Origin of the sequence: Virgibacillus proomii (assembly GCF_018916875.1) — a bacterium.
Lineage (GTDB): Bacteria > Bacillota > Bacilli > Bacillales > Amphibacillaceae > Virgibacillus > Virgibacillus proomii_B.
Window position 1 is genome coordinate 1 of sequence record NZ_JAHLNO010000004.1, and the last position, 14786, is coordinate 14786.

At 34.9% G+C, this 14786-nt stretch carries 18 protein-coding genes, 1 rRNA gene and 2 pseudogenes; 13 read left to right on the forward strand and 8 right to left on the reverse strand.

The genetic code is table 11. The annotated features are described in order from the left end of the window. Window positions 1-155: 155 nt before the first annotated feature. Window positions 156-271, forward strand: a 5S ribosomal RNA gene (rrf, locus tag KQI21_RS01210). A 149-nt stretch (window positions 272-420) separates the two neighbouring features. On the opposite strand, the pseudogene KQI21_RS01215 reads toward rrf, so the two are convergent. After that, window positions 421-1701: pseudogene (locus KQI21_RS01215) on the reverse strand (IS3 family transposase). Window positions 1702-1806: 105 nt separating this feature from the next. Here KQI21_RS01215 and KQI21_RS01220 point away from each other — a divergent pair. The 3 genes and pseudogenes from KQI21_RS01220 to KQI21_RS01230 all read left to right on the forward strand — a co-directional run. Next, window positions 1807-2022: a hypothetical protein gene (locus KQI21_RS01220; protein ID WP_216482198.1), complete on the forward strand. Its 216-nt coding sequence runs from the start codon at window positions 1807-1809 to the stop codon at window positions 2020-2022. Further along, a complete protein-coding gene (locus tag KQI21_RS01225) occupies window positions 1977-2309 on the forward strand; it encodes a hypothetical protein (RefSeq protein WP_507236660.1) in 333 nt (110 codons plus the stop codon). The genes KQI21_RS01220 and KQI21_RS01225 overlap by 46 nt, the downstream gene beginning before the upstream one ends. 694 nt (window positions 2310-3003) lie before the next feature. Further along, window positions 3004-3388 (forward strand): annotated as a pseudogene (locus KQI21_RS01230) (transposase); the annotation flags it as partial. Between the two features lie 278 nt (window positions 3389-3666). Here KQI21_RS01230 and KQI21_RS01235 read toward each other — a convergent pair. Both KQI21_RS01235 and KQI21_RS01240 read right to left on the reverse strand, forming a co-directional pair. After that, entirely contained in the window at window positions 3667-3816 is a 150-nt protein-coding gene (locus KQI21_RS01235; protein ID WP_216482200.1) for a hypothetical protein, read from the reverse strand. Window positions 3817-4055: 239 nt separating this feature from the next. Further along, window positions 4056-4358 carry a hypothetical protein gene (locus KQI21_RS01240; RefSeq protein WP_216482201.1) on the reverse strand — a complete coding sequence of 101 codons (303 nt, stop codon included), beginning with the start codon at window positions 4356-4358 and terminating at the stop codon, window positions 4056-4058. A gap of 131 nt (window positions 4359-4489) precedes the next feature. On the opposite strand from KQI21_RS01240, the gene KQI21_RS01245 reads away from it, so the two are divergent. From KQI21_RS01245 to KQI21_RS15930, 4 genes are all read left to right on the forward strand, one after another. Continuing rightward, window positions 4490-4654 (forward strand): hypothetical protein, encoded by a 165-nt coding sequence (locus KQI21_RS01245; protein WP_216482202.1) that lies wholly within the window; start codon window positions 4490-4492, stop codon window positions 4652-4654. A gap of 457 nt (window positions 4655-5111) precedes the next feature. Then, window positions 5112-5420: a transposase family protein gene (locus tag KQI21_RS15920; RefSeq protein WP_309245488.1), complete on the forward strand. Its 309-nt coding sequence runs from the start codon at window positions 5112-5114 to the stop codon at window positions 5418-5420. 26 nt (window positions 5421-5446) lie between these two features. Next, window positions 5447-5683, forward strand: coding sequence for a hypothetical protein (locus KQI21_RS15925; protein WP_507236659.1), 237 nt, complete (start codon window positions 5447-5449; stop codon window positions 5681-5683). A gap of 36 nt (window positions 5684-5719) precedes the next feature. Continuing rightward, window positions 5720-5902 carry a transposase gene (locus KQI21_RS15930; protein WP_253291236.1) on the forward strand — a complete coding sequence of 61 codons (183 nt, stop codon included), beginning with the start codon at window positions 5720-5722 and terminating at the stop codon, window positions 5900-5902. Between the two features lie 516 nt (window positions 5903-6418). Here KQI21_RS15930 and KQI21_RS01255 read toward each other — a convergent pair. The 3 genes from KQI21_RS01255 to KQI21_RS01265 form a co-directional block, all read right to left on the reverse strand. Beyond that, complete coding sequence (locus tag KQI21_RS01255) at window positions 6419-7600, reverse strand: dicarboxylate/amino acid:cation symporter (protein ID WP_216482203.1); 1182 nt, start codon at window positions 7598-7600, stop codon at window positions 6419-6421. 147 nt (window positions 7601-7747) lie between these two features. After that, complete coding sequence (locus tag KQI21_RS01260) at window positions 7748-7945, reverse strand: hypothetical protein (protein WP_216482204.1); 198 nt, start codon at window positions 7943-7945, stop codon at window positions 7748-7750. Between the two features lie 256 nt (window positions 7946-8201). Further along, entirely contained in the window at window positions 8202-8465 is a 264-nt protein-coding gene (locus tag KQI21_RS01265) for a hypothetical protein (protein WP_216482205.1), read from the reverse strand. Window positions 8466-8647: 182 nt separating this feature from the next. Between KQI21_RS01265 and KQI21_RS01270 the strand changes: the two genes are divergently transcribed. Further along, window positions 8648-8815, forward strand: a complete 168-nt coding sequence (locus KQI21_RS01270; protein WP_216482206.1) for a hypothetical protein — start codon at window positions 8648-8650, stop codon at window positions 8813-8815. Between the two features lie 407 nt (window positions 8816-9222). Next, window positions 9223-9735 (forward strand): DUF3231 family protein, encoded by a 513-nt coding sequence (locus KQI21_RS01275; protein WP_216482207.1) that lies wholly within the window; start codon window positions 9223-9225, stop codon window positions 9733-9735. Window positions 9736-11173: 1438 nt separating this feature from the next. Here KQI21_RS01275 and KQI21_RS16595 read toward each other — a convergent pair. Next, on the reverse strand, window positions 11174-11371 hold the full coding sequence (locus KQI21_RS16595) for an NAD(P)/FAD-dependent oxidoreductase (protein WP_216482665.1): 198 nt from the start codon (window positions 11369-11371) through the stop codon (window positions 11174-11176). After that, window positions 11355-11450: a hypothetical protein gene (locus KQI21_RS17010; protein WP_444972191.1), complete on the reverse strand. Its 96-nt coding sequence runs from the start codon at window positions 11448-11450 to the stop codon at window positions 11355-11357. Before KQI21_RS17010 ends, KQI21_RS16595 begins: the two co-directional genes overlap by 17 nt. Before the next feature lie 331 nt (window positions 11451-11781). Between KQI21_RS17010 and KQI21_RS01290 the strand changes: the two genes are divergently transcribed. From KQI21_RS01290 to thpR, 3 genes are read left to right on the forward strand one after another with little or no spacing between them, the layout of a single operon-like run. Continuing rightward, a complete protein-coding gene (locus KQI21_RS01290; RefSeq protein WP_216482208.1) occupies window positions 11782-13395 on the forward strand; it encodes a putative polysaccharide biosynthesis protein in 1614 nt (537 codons plus the stop codon). An 11-nt stretch (window positions 13396-13406) separates the two neighbouring features. Beyond that, the gene (locus KQI21_RS01295; RefSeq protein WP_216482209.1) at window positions 13407-14117 is read left to right on the forward strand and encodes a pseudouridine synthase; all 711 of its coding nucleotides are present in this window, start codon (window positions 13407-13409) and stop codon (window positions 14115-14117) included. A gap of 26 nt (window positions 14118-14143) precedes the next feature. Continuing rightward, window positions 14144-14728, forward strand: a complete 585-nt coding sequence (gene thpR / locus KQI21_RS01300) for an RNA 2',3'-cyclic phosphodiesterase (RefSeq protein ID WP_216482210.1) — start codon at window positions 14144-14146, stop codon at window positions 14726-14728. The last annotated feature ends 58 nt before the right edge of the window (window positions 14729-14786 follow it).

Consider the following 14786-nt stretch of genomic DNA (forward strand, 5'->3'; position numbering starts at 1 on the left):
GGTTCGAGGTAGAAGCGTGGTGACACGTGAAGCTGACGAATACTAATCGATCGAGGACTTAACTAAATCAAAATGGGAAGATAGTCGTTGAATGATCTCTTATTTAGTTTTTAAGGTATAAAATCTTTTTTATTACGAATAATAAAATCACAATGTCTGGTAGTAATAGCGGAGAGGTCACACCTGTTTCCATACCGAACACAGAAGTTAAGCTCTCCAGCGCTGATGGTAGTTGGGGCTTTGCCCCTGCAAGAGTAAGACGCCGCCAGGCATACTAAGGAAAACTGACCTTTTTAAATGGTCAGTTTTTTTTGTGATAGAAGTGACTTATGCTGAATGTTATGCCCCCTGTCAAGTAATTAAACAAAATTATCCAGCCTGTGTCCTGAACTGATAGGACTTCAGGTTGTTTAATTTCTTTTAGAAACGTTGGTGATTATAGAATCGTATATATTTACTTACAGCGTCTTTTACTTCTTCAGCTGTTCGAAATGAATAAAGATGAAAACATTCTGATTTGAAGTAACTAAAAAAGTTTTCCCAACAGTTACCCTTTCTTGACATACTTATTTTCATCTGATATTTTTTTAGTAACTTATTATATTGGCGGGATGTATACTGGATACCCTGATCGCTATGCAGGAGGATTCCTTTTACATTCCGTTTTTTCTTTGTCTTTTTTAGGGTATCCATGACCAGTTATACGTCATTCCTTCGACTTACTTGGTAAGCTACATTTCGTTATTGTATAAGGCTTTTATGGCGGATAAATAAAGTCTTTGACCATTAAAAATTAAATAAGTAATATCCGTTACCCATTTTTGATTTGGCTTTTCAGCATTAAAGTTCCGATCTAAAATATTTGGTGGAATATTGCCAACCTTTCCTTTGTAAGAGCGATATTTCTTCATTCGAACTAGGCTTTTTAAACCTAATTCTTTCATGATGCGTTGGACTTTTTTATGGTTACCTTATGCCCTCGATTCCATAGCTCGTCCCGAATACGGCGGTATCCATAACGTCCTTGATGCTTATCATAGATAGCTTGAATTAGTTTTTTTAACTCCGCATCTTTATCTGGGCGGTCGAAATTACTTACTATATAGTAGTACGTGCTGCGCGGAATCTCTGCCAGCTGTAGAAGTGTCTTTACAGGGAATTCATGCCTTAGTTCATAGACTACTTGTGCTTTGTCCTGTTTGGTGATTTTTCCTTGTTTTGAACTAAGGCATTCAACTTTTTTAAATAGGCATTCTCCATGCGTAAACGATCTATTTCTGCTTGTAACGCTTCCGGAGTTCCTTCAGCCTGTTTTTGCGTTTTGAGTGTATGATCGGAACTTTCTTTCATCGATGGATGCCCCTTTTTCTTTGGTTTAAGGGCATCTATCCCTTCATCCTCCAGTTGCTTTTTCCATTTTGAAAGCGTGGAATGTGTAGAAATATTAAAGATCGCAGCTGTTTCTCGGATAGATATCCCTTGTTCGTCCATATAATTAAGTACATCTAGTTTATACTGCAATGTGTAAGATGTATAGCTTTTTACAAAAGCTTTTTCCCCGTGATATTCATATTGTCTAATCCAATTTAAGAGAACTGAATGGTCAACCCCTATGGATTTAGCTATAGACTTTACGCTTTCTACACCACTTTGAAAACGAATGACTGCTTGTATTTTTTCAACACTGGTGAATTTAGCCATAAAAAACTGCACCTCCAATTATTAGATTTGTGTCTAACAATTGGGTTGCATTTCAATCCAGGTGGTTTTTCAGGTAATTTCTTTGGAGACACGGAGAATAAGGTTATGGATTTTGAAAGTGATGTTGGGATTGAAACAACTGGGTTTGTTGATGCAAAACTTATGAAAGCAATACTAAATACAGATGGATTTGTATTAAGTCGTAGATCCGGAAGACACATATTAGAGAAATACAACAATCACTCAATAGAGAATATAGTAATTATTTTGATTATATTCGAACGAATGGGGTATATGAAAGAAAGACAAACAAAGCTTTAATATACGCTTTGCAGCATGAAGAAGGCATTGGTCATATAGCAAATGGTAATTTTGGACCTTCAACTATCGAAAATTGTCCTACACTAAGAAATGGGGATGCACCAGCCAATTTTACAAGGATTTTACAGTGGTCGCTTGCATGTAACAGTCCTTTATACGATCCGTACCCTTATGATGGCGATTTTGATTATCAAGTAGAAACGGCTGTAAATTTGTTTAAGGAGTTTATGATCCTACCTCAGTATGGGGGAGAGGATCAAAGAGAGAATAAATCCGAACATTATTGATAAATCAGCAATTAATATAAAAGGTATATCACTATTAGCATTATTCTAGATTTCCTATGGGATTTAGTGGTCTTTATAGCATTTTTTTGCTGAGCAATTAAAACTTTATCGGTTATACTGAATTTTGCAATCAAATACGCACCCCCTCCCTTTTTTCTTTGAAATTGTAGATAAACCTTCATATTTATAATTTTAACATAATATTTTTCACATGAAATGAAAAAATAAATTTTATATAAAAAATTATACATCCTCTAAAACAGAACTCACGTTCTATGGTAAGGCCTCACCTAGAGAATGTCCTGTAAAAACGATGTTGTTCGCTCCATATTTTTTTACAAAGGGTTCAGCTTCTGTGAATTGGTTTTTGTTGGTATACGTGAGGGTTTTATCTTTGGAGTTGAGCTTCACCTTCCCCGTTGTTAAAGCTGCGTCTTGAGATGGAGTTCCTAAATAAGGTGTTTTTCCATATTCTTTTTTGGTATAATCGGAATCACTAAGAATAATTCCGTAATGTCTTCTTTCTTTTTTGTCTCTGAAACACGTTGGGAGACAAGGGCTAGGAATTATGAAATTTACTCAGTTAAGAGAATATTTTTTGAAGTGTTCGGTATTGCAGTGATGACCGTTAGTGGAGTTGTCTCATACTTTTTACCAAAACCCATGTTTGAATTTAACATTTTCATAGTTTCCCTTTAAACCCGGCAATATCGTTTGCACTTACCAAAAGAGAGGAACGATGGAAACGTATATCAAAGAAGCGAAGGGTGGATTTCACCTGACCGCATAAGCAGCCATTACTTTCAGGCAAATGAAGCAAGAATGATGTTGAGTCTGCTCGCCTATAATCAGAAAAACTGGATGTGTACGCTTTGTTTTCCGTGGGAGAAACCATGCAAATTCAAACCATACGGACTAGAGTGATTAAAGTTGTTAACATTCTCGATTCCTGATTGCAATATTCTAAAATTCTACATTGCAAAATACATTCACTTTATTTTAAGTTGTCATCCAGTTTTGTCAATCAAGCTTTTTTCTGGAAAGCGCTTCAAAGAATACAAGCGTTAAAACTGGAATGAGGCATGTACAATTCACTAATCTAAATTTTTCAAGTCTCTTTTAAACTAAGGGAGAAGTATGTCCAAATCAAACTGGATTTAGAAGAAAATGTGGATTTTACAAAGTTGCACTTAGAGCATAGTTACGCCGTTTGGTCACTCCAAAAAACATCAGAACATTTTAAGCAAAATCAATCAACATATCCTCGCTCAAGTAGTTCTTGATACGATGCGTCTTAAGAGTTTTGCCGATGTTATCTGCTGGGTCGCCGACATAGTATACGGAGCCAACGGATTGGTTATAAAAAGTTCCAACGATTTTCGTCAGGATAAGTGTAAGAAATAATATTATCTTTAAATTCGCCATTTAAAGCACGTTCTTGATCTTCTTTGGACAAAAGATCAAATACATCAGCTGCAGCAAAAGTAACAGCGTTTCTTGAGTTCATTCAAGCGAGACTCGTCCAAATTGTTATCATAAGCGCCTTATTTTTGTATTGAAACCAAAAAAATGTTTCAAATGCTTCGGTTTGATATCAGTTTAAGCCTTAACTTGGAGGTACGAATAATTCAGGTTAAATATTGGCTAAAACTAGTAAAAGGAATAAAAGCTGTAAAAGTGTGGCTTTAGAATAAAGTCGTACCGTTTATAAAAAAGTTAAACCGTTTTCAGAATCCTATGTTATAATTAATTACTATTAAAATACCAAATTTTTAATTTAGGAGGTGACTTGTGATGAGAAAGAAAAGATTGGTAAGTCACTGAGTTATTAAGATATTTAACTTTTGTTGGTGCAGTTGCAGCTAGAAGTGATATTAGATTATCATTTGGTTCAACTAATGGTTCAACTAATGGTTCAACTAAATTGCCCTCATTGTCATATATAGTTACAGCTGGTTGAATTTCCTCCATATTTGAATTAGTTTCTTCAGCAGAAATACACTTGGGTCTCGAGTCCTGTAGACGTATCTGAATTTTATAATCTTCCATTGAGTGGCTCATCATATACACTTATTACAAAAAAGTATTTCTATTTTCTTGTAGATAATCCAAAGGCGGGACAAACATATAAGGTAACGGCAATCAAATAATTCCCAAGAAGTGTTAGAAAGGGGGTCCTTATGAAAAAACGTATTTTTATTATGCTAATTATGATAGCTAGTATAATTGGAACTTTTGCTTATTATTCAAATTCGAAAGAACCGATTGAGAAAACTATCGTAATTGACAAAAATGGGAAGGTAATAGAACCACTTAGTGGCGATAACGATAACTTTGGTCATTGATACAGGTTTAATTTTGGAATTAATAATAATTAGTAACCGTTGTGGGATAAGAGGTTTAGTTTGATATTTTAGGGCTGCCACTAAGGCAGTCCTTTTAATACAACAATTGTTATGCGTAGGTGCAAGACAAAAGGGATGAAAAAACTACTACTATCCCGGTTATAGGTAATAACAGTTTAAGAAGATCGGAAATGTGAAAGGCTAACTCTCAACAGTGTTAAATTCTTTCGGCTACAACCCTGTCTCAAATTCTGCCACAGCTTGCTTTACAACACTCACTAACCTCTTTCGTCTGTCTTGATCGCCGATCTCTCTTAAATGGAGTAAATCAGGCTCTATACTGAATGTGGTGGTGTCTTTTATTCCGACAAGGTTTATAAGCAAACAAAAAAATACACGCCTTCCCCTTTCTTTTGTTAACCTTAAGTTGCCGACAAAAGGTAAGGAGAGGGAAAGCGTGCAACATCATTTTATCATAGAGTTATTAGGGATTAAAGACAAACATGTGGACTTATGGAATATAGAAAAGGATTCTAATAAATGGTTGATTGAACTTCATACCAAAGTTAAAAAACAAAAATGCCCACTCTGTAAGGAACGAACCAAGCGGATTCATAGCTATCGAAAGCAGTCTATACAGGGGCCAATCTTAGCCAATACACCTGTAAAAATAATAGTAAAGAAAAGGCGATACTTGTGTACACATTGTCGTCATACCAACGATTACAAATGGTGGATCCCTACCAAAGATGTACGAATTCCGTAAAGACATCCGCTTTAAGTTATTCTGCAGTGGGTTCGTTTACGCTAGCAGCACGACTATCAGGAATCAGCACGAACCGATTAACCCGTCTATTTGACCGACATGCATTAGCAACAAATAGGATTCTACCACGCGCCATAGCTATTGATGAGTTTAAGGGGGATGTAGGTGGAGAAAAGTTTCAAACAATTATCGCAGATGTTGAAAATAAAAAAATTATCGACATATTGCCACATCGAAAAGTGGATACGATTAAGAACTATTAATAGTCCTGCGATACTGGACGTGTAGGGATGGTTGTGATGGATTTATCCAAATTCTTTAAACATACCGTACAACAAGCGTTGGGAAATCCATTGATCATAGCCGATCGATTTCACCATATCAGACAAGTATATGGGGTGCTAGACGAAGTGCGACGTGAAGTACAAAGGGACTTATATAAGTCAGCTCGTATAAAGATGAAAAGAAGTAAAAAGTTATGATGGAAATCCATCTATAAGTTAGATGAAGACGAGAAAGAAAAGGTGGGCAAGCCGCTCCCTATAGATCCTCGCTAGAAGAAGCCTACCAATTAAAGAATAAGCTAGATACATGGTTTAAAGAAAGTAACAAACATACCGTAAAAGCAGGTTTAGAAGGTTGTGTGGAAGCCATGTTGGAAGCTTTTCATGTGTAAGAAATTACATTTAGGCGCTGGAAAACAGAATATTACACTCCTTTAATTTAATAATGGCTTTATAGAAGGAGTAAATAACACCATAAAAGTGTTAAAGCGTATTCATTTGGAATGAAGAGTTTTGAGCGAATAAAAATATAAAAAAATCATCTAAAGGTCAAAAGAGATGGTAGAGTCGATTTTCCACCACCACATTTGACAGAGAACCCTTTTATCTCGACATTATCTGTGTACCGATATCACCAGACTCAGGTTGAATAAATAGTGGGACCGACCCTAAAACCACTTGTTAGCAGTCTCTAGGGTCAGCCCCTTGAATTCATTACAAAATACTTACTTCTTCTTTTGCAGTTCTTTTCCTTAACGTATCAGTAATTGAAGTAATAGCACCGTCTCCAGTTACATTACAAGCTGTACCAAGACTATCTTGTGCCAGATATAATGCAATCATAAGCGATACCATGGTAGCATCAAAGCCAAGCATGCTTTCCAATAGACCCACAGCAGCCATCACTGCTCCTCCCGGTACACCAGGTGCGGCAACCATAGTGAATCCTAATATTATAATAAAAGGGAGTATGGTACTAAATGATACAGCACCCCCTTGTAAGAAGATTACAGCTAGTGCACAACTAACAATTGTGATAGTACTTCCAGAAAGATGGATATTCGCTAATAGTGGTATTGTAAAGTCAGCAATGCTGTTTCGCACTTTTAGTTTTTTTGCATGTTTCAAGGTTACAGGGATAGTTGCAGCTGAAGACTGTGTCCCAAGCGCTGTGAAATATGCTGGTGCCATTGTTTGAATCATTTTGACAGGGTTTTGTTTGCTTATCATACCAGCAAAACTATATTGTAAAAATAAGTAGAGTAAATGCAGAACAATGATCATGACAAACACTTTAGCAAAAACCGATAAAATCGTGCTAACTTGACCAGCAGCAGTCATATTAGCAAAAATCCCGAAAATATGAAAAGGTAGTAATGGGATAATTACTTTTTCAATAACTAAATGAATGATATCACGAAAATCAAGTGATAATTTATAAAGTACATCTCCTTTAATCGCTGCGATTCCCAATCCAATTACAAACGAGAGTAATAATGCAGTCATCACTTCCATAGGGGGTGGCATTTCTATTTCAATAAACCCACTCCTTAATGCTTTGGAAGGATCGGAAAATGATTGTAGAGATTGCTGAGTTAACAAGCTTGGGTAAAGCAATTTCGCCGATATAAATGCTATGATACCAGCAATAATAGTCGATGTATAAGCGATTATTGCAGTTAAGCCCAATAGTTTACCTGCACCTTTACCTAATGATCCAATACCCGGAACAATGAAACCAATAATAATTAAAGGAATAATAAACCCTAAAAAGCTGCCAAAAATGTCATTAAAAGTAGCAAAAAAGCGAATGAACCAATTATTAACGAAAGAACCAATAGCAATACCTAGTATAATTGCTAAAAGTATTCGAAATAGTAAACCAAAGCTTTTCATATGGTATCCTCCCTTCAGATATAATAACATCTATTTTACACAAATTTAATAAATTCGTCTAATCTAATTAAAGATTTTTTGTAACAAAGAAATGATAAAAGAATTACAAATTTAAAAAGCGCACCATAATCGGTGCGCTTTATCTATTTAGCTCATACCATAAGGGCCTAATTGCTGGGACCCACCAGTATTAGCAGTATTAGAATTTACCATTTGCGATACAAATGGAATCATTTTTTGCATGGTTTGTCCAAATTTTTGATTGTTCTTTGTCATCGTGTAAAACGTTGCTGCACCAACACCTACAGAAGCAATAAGCGGTAACCAAATTCCGTTTCTTTGCACAATAACCAACCCTTTCTCTACCCTTATAGTGATAAATAGACATTATTTAGGTTAAGCATCTTTTCAAAAAACATTCAAGGTATCAACTACCAGCAGAGGATTCAATAACTATATAGTCGGGTGTATAAAAAAGATGTACAATAAATGAATGGGTATGGTGGTTAAAAACACTCTGGAATAACAAAGGAAATGGTCACCTTTGAAAAATTTTTTATGCAAAGGATGGTTTATAAATTTTTAACCATCCTTACTTTTATCACATTGAGTTACTGTCTGATTGTTGTCCGTTATTTGTTCCACCCTGTATGTTAGATGTCAATTGTTGCATACCTTGGTTATTTGTCATGTTATTTAAAGGTTGTATTAATTGTTGGACTTGTGGATTGTTTATTGCATTAGAAATGGTTTGTTGCCACCGTTGAAAAGTTCCGTTTTGTATACCTCTTGTAACACCATATATAACCGCACCAATTGCACCTACAGTAAATAAAGAAGTCATCATACCTCTATTGTTATTCATCAGAACTCACCACCTTTTTTTTATTATTTTGTTTTTTTAGTCCCAAAAATATTTACAAACAGTAATAGTTTTAATAAATTCATCAAAAAATATACTGAAACAGTCTTCCACTTTTTAACTTGTTGAGTAAAGTTAAAAAATTGGTTAGCCTAATTTATGATAAATTTGATAGCAAAATTTATGTGAGGAATAAAAAATATGGACTTGGACTTTTTTCAGCTATTGTGTCTATAGCTTTTTTATTTGGAGGTGATGGTCTAGACGAAAATGAGCCAGATCCAACAGAAAAGTCATCTGAACAACAACAAGAGAGGAAAAATGATGAAGATAATCTATTAGGGTACTTTTGAAATGGCGATTCATTATTTTACATGTTCCATTGTTAGCGTTTATAAAATTCACAAGAATAAGCCCCTCTTAGCTGAGGGGCTTCCAAGGTGGAAATCGGAAGTTATAAGCTTCCTGTCTTTTTAGTTTGTCCAGGATTTTATAAACTAAACCTCCTTTTAAAATTTTTTATATAATAAAATAAATGTTCTTGCTACTTGACGAACAACAGTAAGAAGAAATCAACCATAAAATTGTGGCTCACTCTAAAAAACGACTAAATGATTGAATTAAACTATTTATTGATGTTTGGATAGATTAAAAAGTCCCCTCTTATTCATAAATATTCTCTAACCTTGAATAGTTTTGCTAAATAAAAGCACACTAAATATTGATTCAATTTAAAATCAATTATTTAAGGAGTGAAGTTATGGGAATTTTAAGTGGGAATCCTACAGAAGAACCAATGCATTATGGAGAAGTTTATTTAACATGGTCGTATCTTTTAGCTAATAACGGGGTGCTTGATCTTTATCAAGGCTTCTACAATCATGCTGGGGATGAAGATTTAAAGGAACTTATCGAAGAGGCAATTCAAGGTATTAAAGGTGAAAATCAAGAGATTGAAAATTTATTAAAAGCTAACGGAATAGCTCTTCCTCCTACACCACCAGAACGACCAGGAGCTAATTTAGAAGAAATACCAGTTGGTGCACGTTTTAATGATTTAGAAATTGCAGCGGTTTTATCAACAGATGTAGGCAAAGGGCTTGTCGCTTGCAGTACCATTATGGGACAATCAATTCGTGAAGATATAGGAATGATGTTTGGACAATTCCACTTAAAAAAGGCTCAATTTGGAGTGAAAGTATTACATCTCAACAAGGAGAAAGGTTGGTTAGTACCTCCTCCATTACATTTAAAAGCGCAAGAAGAAAATTAATAAAGCCGGGTTTTATACCCGGTTTTTCATTTGGGAGTACTACTATTTCAGAGTCTTTTGCATCAAGTTTTCCATTCTAAATCCAAAAAATAGCCTTCGCATTATTTTTTTCCACGATAAAAACCACCATCCTATAACCATAATTGAAATTAGTTACGAGGAGGTGGCATAATTTTTTTAAAAAAACTAATGGTTCTATAGAAGGACTATTCATCAGATGGTCGGTATTTTTTCTAAGCTCTTCTCATTCTTTCTTCTTATCCAAGACAATACTTTTTAAAAATATTTTAGGTTGGTCTTTTATAGGTTGTAATGGTACAATTAAATTTGCAAATAAAAGTAAGCTAAGAAGGTTAAGGACCTGGATAATGCTTTTTGTAAACAGAAACTATAATTTATAATAGAGGTGCAGCTTAGTTCATTCTCTAACAAGACAAAATGGAATTGGTAAACCTCATATTTCAAATGCAGGGAATTTAGTACCAGCTAGTAAGAATGGTCTATATAAAGTTAGATAATTCACTGTTACAGAGCATATACTCGGAGGTTATAGAAAAAGGCCAAGTCTGACAATCCTTATACTAGTTTTACCAATACAAAAATATAATTGGTAATTATGGAGAACACGTTGTTGAATTAGATCTGCTTTAAGAAAAAATATAAGATTAGGAAAGGTAAAGGATGTTCTGTACTTTCTCCGAAACAAATAGAAAAGTTAATAGAAGGAGATAATTTTTGGAAGAAAAGACCCATAAATTGGACGAAAAGGAATAAAGAATATTTAATTAAAGGGGAAATTCCTGATCAATACTTTAAGTTTTTTTCGAAAATTGAAAATTCTGAAACTATATTTTCAAACGAATGTTGAGGAGAAGTTAAAAATATAAATGTTAAGGGTATGTGGGTAAATAGAAAGATAATACCTAATAAGAATATGGGAAAATTCAGGGATTTTTTGCTTCGATTGTTAACGAAGAAAATGAGTTAGTAGGAGAGAATTTTAATAAGAGTGGTTAGACGATTATAATTATACATCTCATTGTAGATGGCGTAAGCAGAGAAAAGGAATATTTATACCAGTAGTTTATCCTGAAGGGGATATTTACTGGAGATGATAGACGTAAGTATTATCGTAGATGTAGAATGAAGATTGGCCCATCATTTAAATGATGGGCTTTATAAATGGGTAAGAAACTATATATTAAATTAGTAGAGACTTGAACATACTAGCCTGCTATGTTAACGGGAGAACCTGTATAAGGAAGAGCCTTACCATCAACTGCAACAATAACAGATTTCGCTTGAATTTTATCACCATTTTGGAAGATAATTAAATGGTTAGGCTTTGAAATGAATTGTCTTTACGGGACCATTTAAACAAAATACTTATATGAAGTTCTTCCAAGTGGTTTAATAGGGCTTGTATTTCTGTTTTAGACTAATTTGATACAGGAAACATTCTACCGTGATCTTCCTCCTTAAGAGGGACATTTAGCTTTGTAGTGAACTCGATAATATCATAAATTATTAAATATAAAAAAGTACTGTACAGGAACTTGCTATTTCCAGGAATGTGTTTCATCACCTCATCTTGAGGTAGGCGATTCGTTACATTGCATCTACCTCCTCCTGAAATGGCTAGTTTTTCTCTGGTTCTTTCCTTTTTCGATTAATAATGTATTAGCTCCGGATTCAGCTGCAGTGATCGCAGCCATTATCCCAGAGGGACCGCCGCCGATAATAACAACATTACAATTTCCTTCAATTCCTTTCCGTATGGTATCGTTTATGGTCTTGATGATGTGACAATCCACTGGAATTTAGCTTTATAGACTTAGATTATGAAATTGTACAGATATTTTAAGCCCTTCTTGTATGAAAAAACATAGCAAGAGAAATTCTCTTTTACGTTTTTTGTAAAAGATGTCCCCATAAATTGATTAGCTTGAACGAAAAGTGTGATAAAATAGGTCATAAGCTAATTTAATGTCTACTAAAAATATATAGAAGCTTTTTAATTAAATGTTGGTAAATGCAGGTGAAATAATGTCAAATATTGTACGTGGAACTATGTTATTAACTGGAGCATCTTTTCTCTCCAAATTTCTCGGAATGATTTATGTCATTCCATTTAATTCGTTAGTTGGTGCAACTGGTGGTACCCTGTTTGCATATGCTTATACACCCTATAATATTTTTATTAGTTTGTCTACTGTAGGTGTACCGCTAGCTGTATCTAAATTTGTGGCAAAGTATAATGCTGTCGGAGATTATAAAACAGGGATGCGAATGTTCCGTACTGGCATGACGCTAATGATCGTAACAGGAGTATTAGCGTTCTTTGCGATGTTTTTAAGTGCGGATTGGTTGGCAGCACAAATGATTACAAGTCAAGATGCGAGAAGCATTACTTCTGCTGATGTGGCATTTGTAATTAAAATGGTTAGTTTTGCCCTTATTTTAATACCGGCGATGAGCATTGTAAGGGGATTTTTTCAAGGACATCATTCCATGGGCCCTACAGCAATATCGCAAATTATGGAACAAATTGTCCGTATTGCATTTATATTAGGTGGATCATTTGTTATTGTTTCGGTATTAAATGGTTCTGTTATAGCTGCAGTTGGATTTTCTACCTTTTCTGCGTTTTTAGGGGCGGTTGCTTCCTGTTTTGTTTTATGGGTATACTGGCATAAACGCCAGCCGTACATACATAAACAAATGCAACAGCAAATTTATACACATGATATTCGCACGCGCGACATGCTTGCTGAGTTGTTTCGTTATGCCGGTCCATTTATTTTAGTAGGTCTAGCTACACCCGTCTATCAATTGATTGATCAATTTACTTTTGAAAGAGCAATGGTAGCGAGTAATCAAGGAGATATTTGGGCATTTGCTTATTCAGCTATGAATTTTTATGGTCATAAGCTTGTAATTATTCCTGTTACACTTGCTACAGGTTTGTCGCTTGCGATTTTACCGGAGATGACAAAATCATTTACGCAGAAAAATAGAGTATTTTTAGAAAAACAGATTAACCAAGCGCTTCAAATAATTATGTTTCTTATCTTACCTGCTGCTGTAGGACTATCTATTTTGTCGAAAGAAGCATATGGTACATTATTTGGGATAGACAATATCCAGATATCTGGTCAGTTACTTGCATGGTATGCACCGGTAGCGCTAGTCTTTGGCTTGTTTACGGTGTCGTCATCTATTTTGCAAAGCATTAATCAACAGCGCTTTGCTGTTATTAGTTTGTCTGCTGGAGTCTTAGTAAAATTATTGTTCAATATTCAACTTATTTATGTGTTTGGTGCTAAAGGAGCGATTATTGGCACAGCTTTAGCAGCTGGAATAGCTATGATATTAAACCTTTGGCGAATAAGCACAACAATCCAATTTTCGTATAAGCAATTAATGAAACGAACGATCTTAATCGGTATATTTATTGCGATTATGTCTTTGTTTATCATTTTACTTCGATTTTTGTTGAATATGGTCGTACCAGAAGGCAGATTCGGCATGAGTATAGTTTTAACCGTATGTATCGTTGTGGGTGGAATGGTTTATTTAGGATTAGCCTACTATTCCACATTAATGGAAAGAGTATTAGGAAGGCGAATTGGCTTTTTAGATAAATTATTCCGACGATAGGAGCGAAGTAAATGCGGCTTGATAAATTATTAGCCAATGCTGGATTAGGTAGTCGCAAAGATGTAAAAGCATTACTCAAGAAAGGCTGTGTCACGGTGAATGGCGAAATAATAAAGAATGGAACAATGCATGTTGATGAGAATGCAGATATTATAAAAGTTAATGAAACAGCTATTCACTATCAAAAATATGTGTATATTATGATGCATAAACCTCCTGGAGTTATTTCAGCAACGGAGGATAAGCGGGAAAAAACAGTTATTGATCTTCTGCCATCTGATATAAAGAGATTTCGACCATTTCCGGTTGGACGGCTTGATAAAGATACAGAAGGACTATTACTTATCACAAATAATGGCGAGTTAGCTCATCAATTATTATCGCCAAAAAAGCAAGTGGATAAAACCTATTATGCAAAGGTAAAGGGACTAGTAACAGAAGAAGATTGTAATTATTTTGCAAGAGGGGTCCGTTTGAATGACGGGTATATTACAAAGCCAGCTTTATTAAGAATCATACAGCAAGGAGATGTGTCCGAGGTTGAGATTGTTATTTCAGAAGGGAAGTTTCATCAAGTGAAACGTATGTTTCTAGCAGTAGATAAAAAAGTAATTTATTTGAAACGTACGAAAATGGGAAAATTAAGCCTTGATAGCCAGCTGAATCTTGGAGAATACCGCGAACTTTCAAAGGATGAGCTTGAATTATTAACCAAGTCGTAAAGAGAACGAAGACTGGAGGTTAAACGATGTCAAATTTTCCACATTATTTTATTGCTATTTCTTTACCAAAACGATTACAACAATTTTTTGCCGACTGGCAATCTGAGTTGAAAACTATTTTACCCTATAAACAGTGGACGAACTTTCAAGATTTGCATATAACTTTAAAGTATTTAGGTCCGGTATCCGATATTAAATTAAAGGATTTAATAAAAAGGTTGCATGCTATTTCCTTTACCCCATTTCACATACAAGTGGGCAGTATTGGCATGTTTGGCGCTTCAGCAAAACCTAGAGTCCTTTATGTTGCCGTTGAATTATCAGAAGCGTTAGCTGATTTGAAGCAACAAGTTGAATCCGTTACAAGTCATGAAGGATTTGTGCCTGAAGAACGTCCATATACTCCTCACATTACATTGGCAAAAAAATGGAACGGATTGAATTCGCTGCCTGATAAAATAGAACATATTAAAAGAAACTTTACCGAGCAAATACGTTTATATGTAGATCAATTTTTAATATATCGGATTTTTCCAAAGGAGTCTCCAACATATCGAATGGAAGCTATTTTTACAGCAAAGGGAGGTGGAGGCACTGGCGCAATTAATTAAATTGCAGGATTATGTTTCGAGATATGAATGGAATGTATATCGGTATCCAAGTCAATTC

Coding starts and splice junctions, on each gene's coding strand:
- KQI21_RS01245 (WP_216482202.1), top strand. CDS start 4,490: ATGAAAAAACGTATTTTTATTATGCTAATTATGATAGCTAGTATAATT.
- KQI21_RS01235 (WP_216482200.1), bottom strand. CDS start 3,816: ATGAACTCAAGAAACGCTGTTACTTTTGCTGCAGCTGATGTATTTGAT.
- KQI21_RS01295 (WP_216482209.1), top strand. CDS start 13,407: ATGCGGCTTGATAAATTATTAGCCAATGCTGGATTAGGTAGTCGCAAA.
- KQI21_RS17010 (WP_444972191.1), bottom strand. CDS start 11,450: ATGGCTGCGATCACTGCAGCTGAATCCGGAGCTAATACATTATTAATC.
- KQI21_RS01275 (WP_216482207.1), top strand. CDS start 9,223: ATGGGAATTTTAAGTGGGAATCCTACAGAAGAACCAATGCATTATGGA.
- KQI21_RS01240 (WP_216482201.1), bottom strand. CDS start 4,358: ATGGAAGATTATAAAATTCAGATACGTCTACAGGACTCGAGACCCAAG.
- KQI21_RS01265 (WP_216482205.1), bottom strand. CDS start 8,465: ATGAATAACAATAGAGGTATGATGACTTCTTTATTTACTGTAGGTGCA.
- KQI21_RS01255 (WP_216482203.1), bottom strand. CDS start 7,600: ATGAAAAGCTTTGGTTTACTATTTCGAATACTTTTAGCAATTATACTA.
- KQI21_RS01290 (WP_216482208.1), top strand. CDS start 11,782: ATGTCAAATATTGTACGTGGAACTATGTTATTAACTGGAGCATCTTTT.
- thpR (WP_216482210.1), top strand. CDS start 14,144: ATGTCAAATTTTCCACATTATTTTATTGCTATTTCTTTACCAAAACGA.
- KQI21_RS15930 (WP_253291236.1), top strand. CDS start 5,720: ATGGATTTATCCAAATTCTTTAAACATACCGTACAACAAGCGTTGGGA.
- KQI21_RS01220 (WP_216482198.1), top strand. CDS start 1,807: ATGGATTTTGAAAGTGATGTTGGGATTGAAACAACTGGGTTTGTTGAT.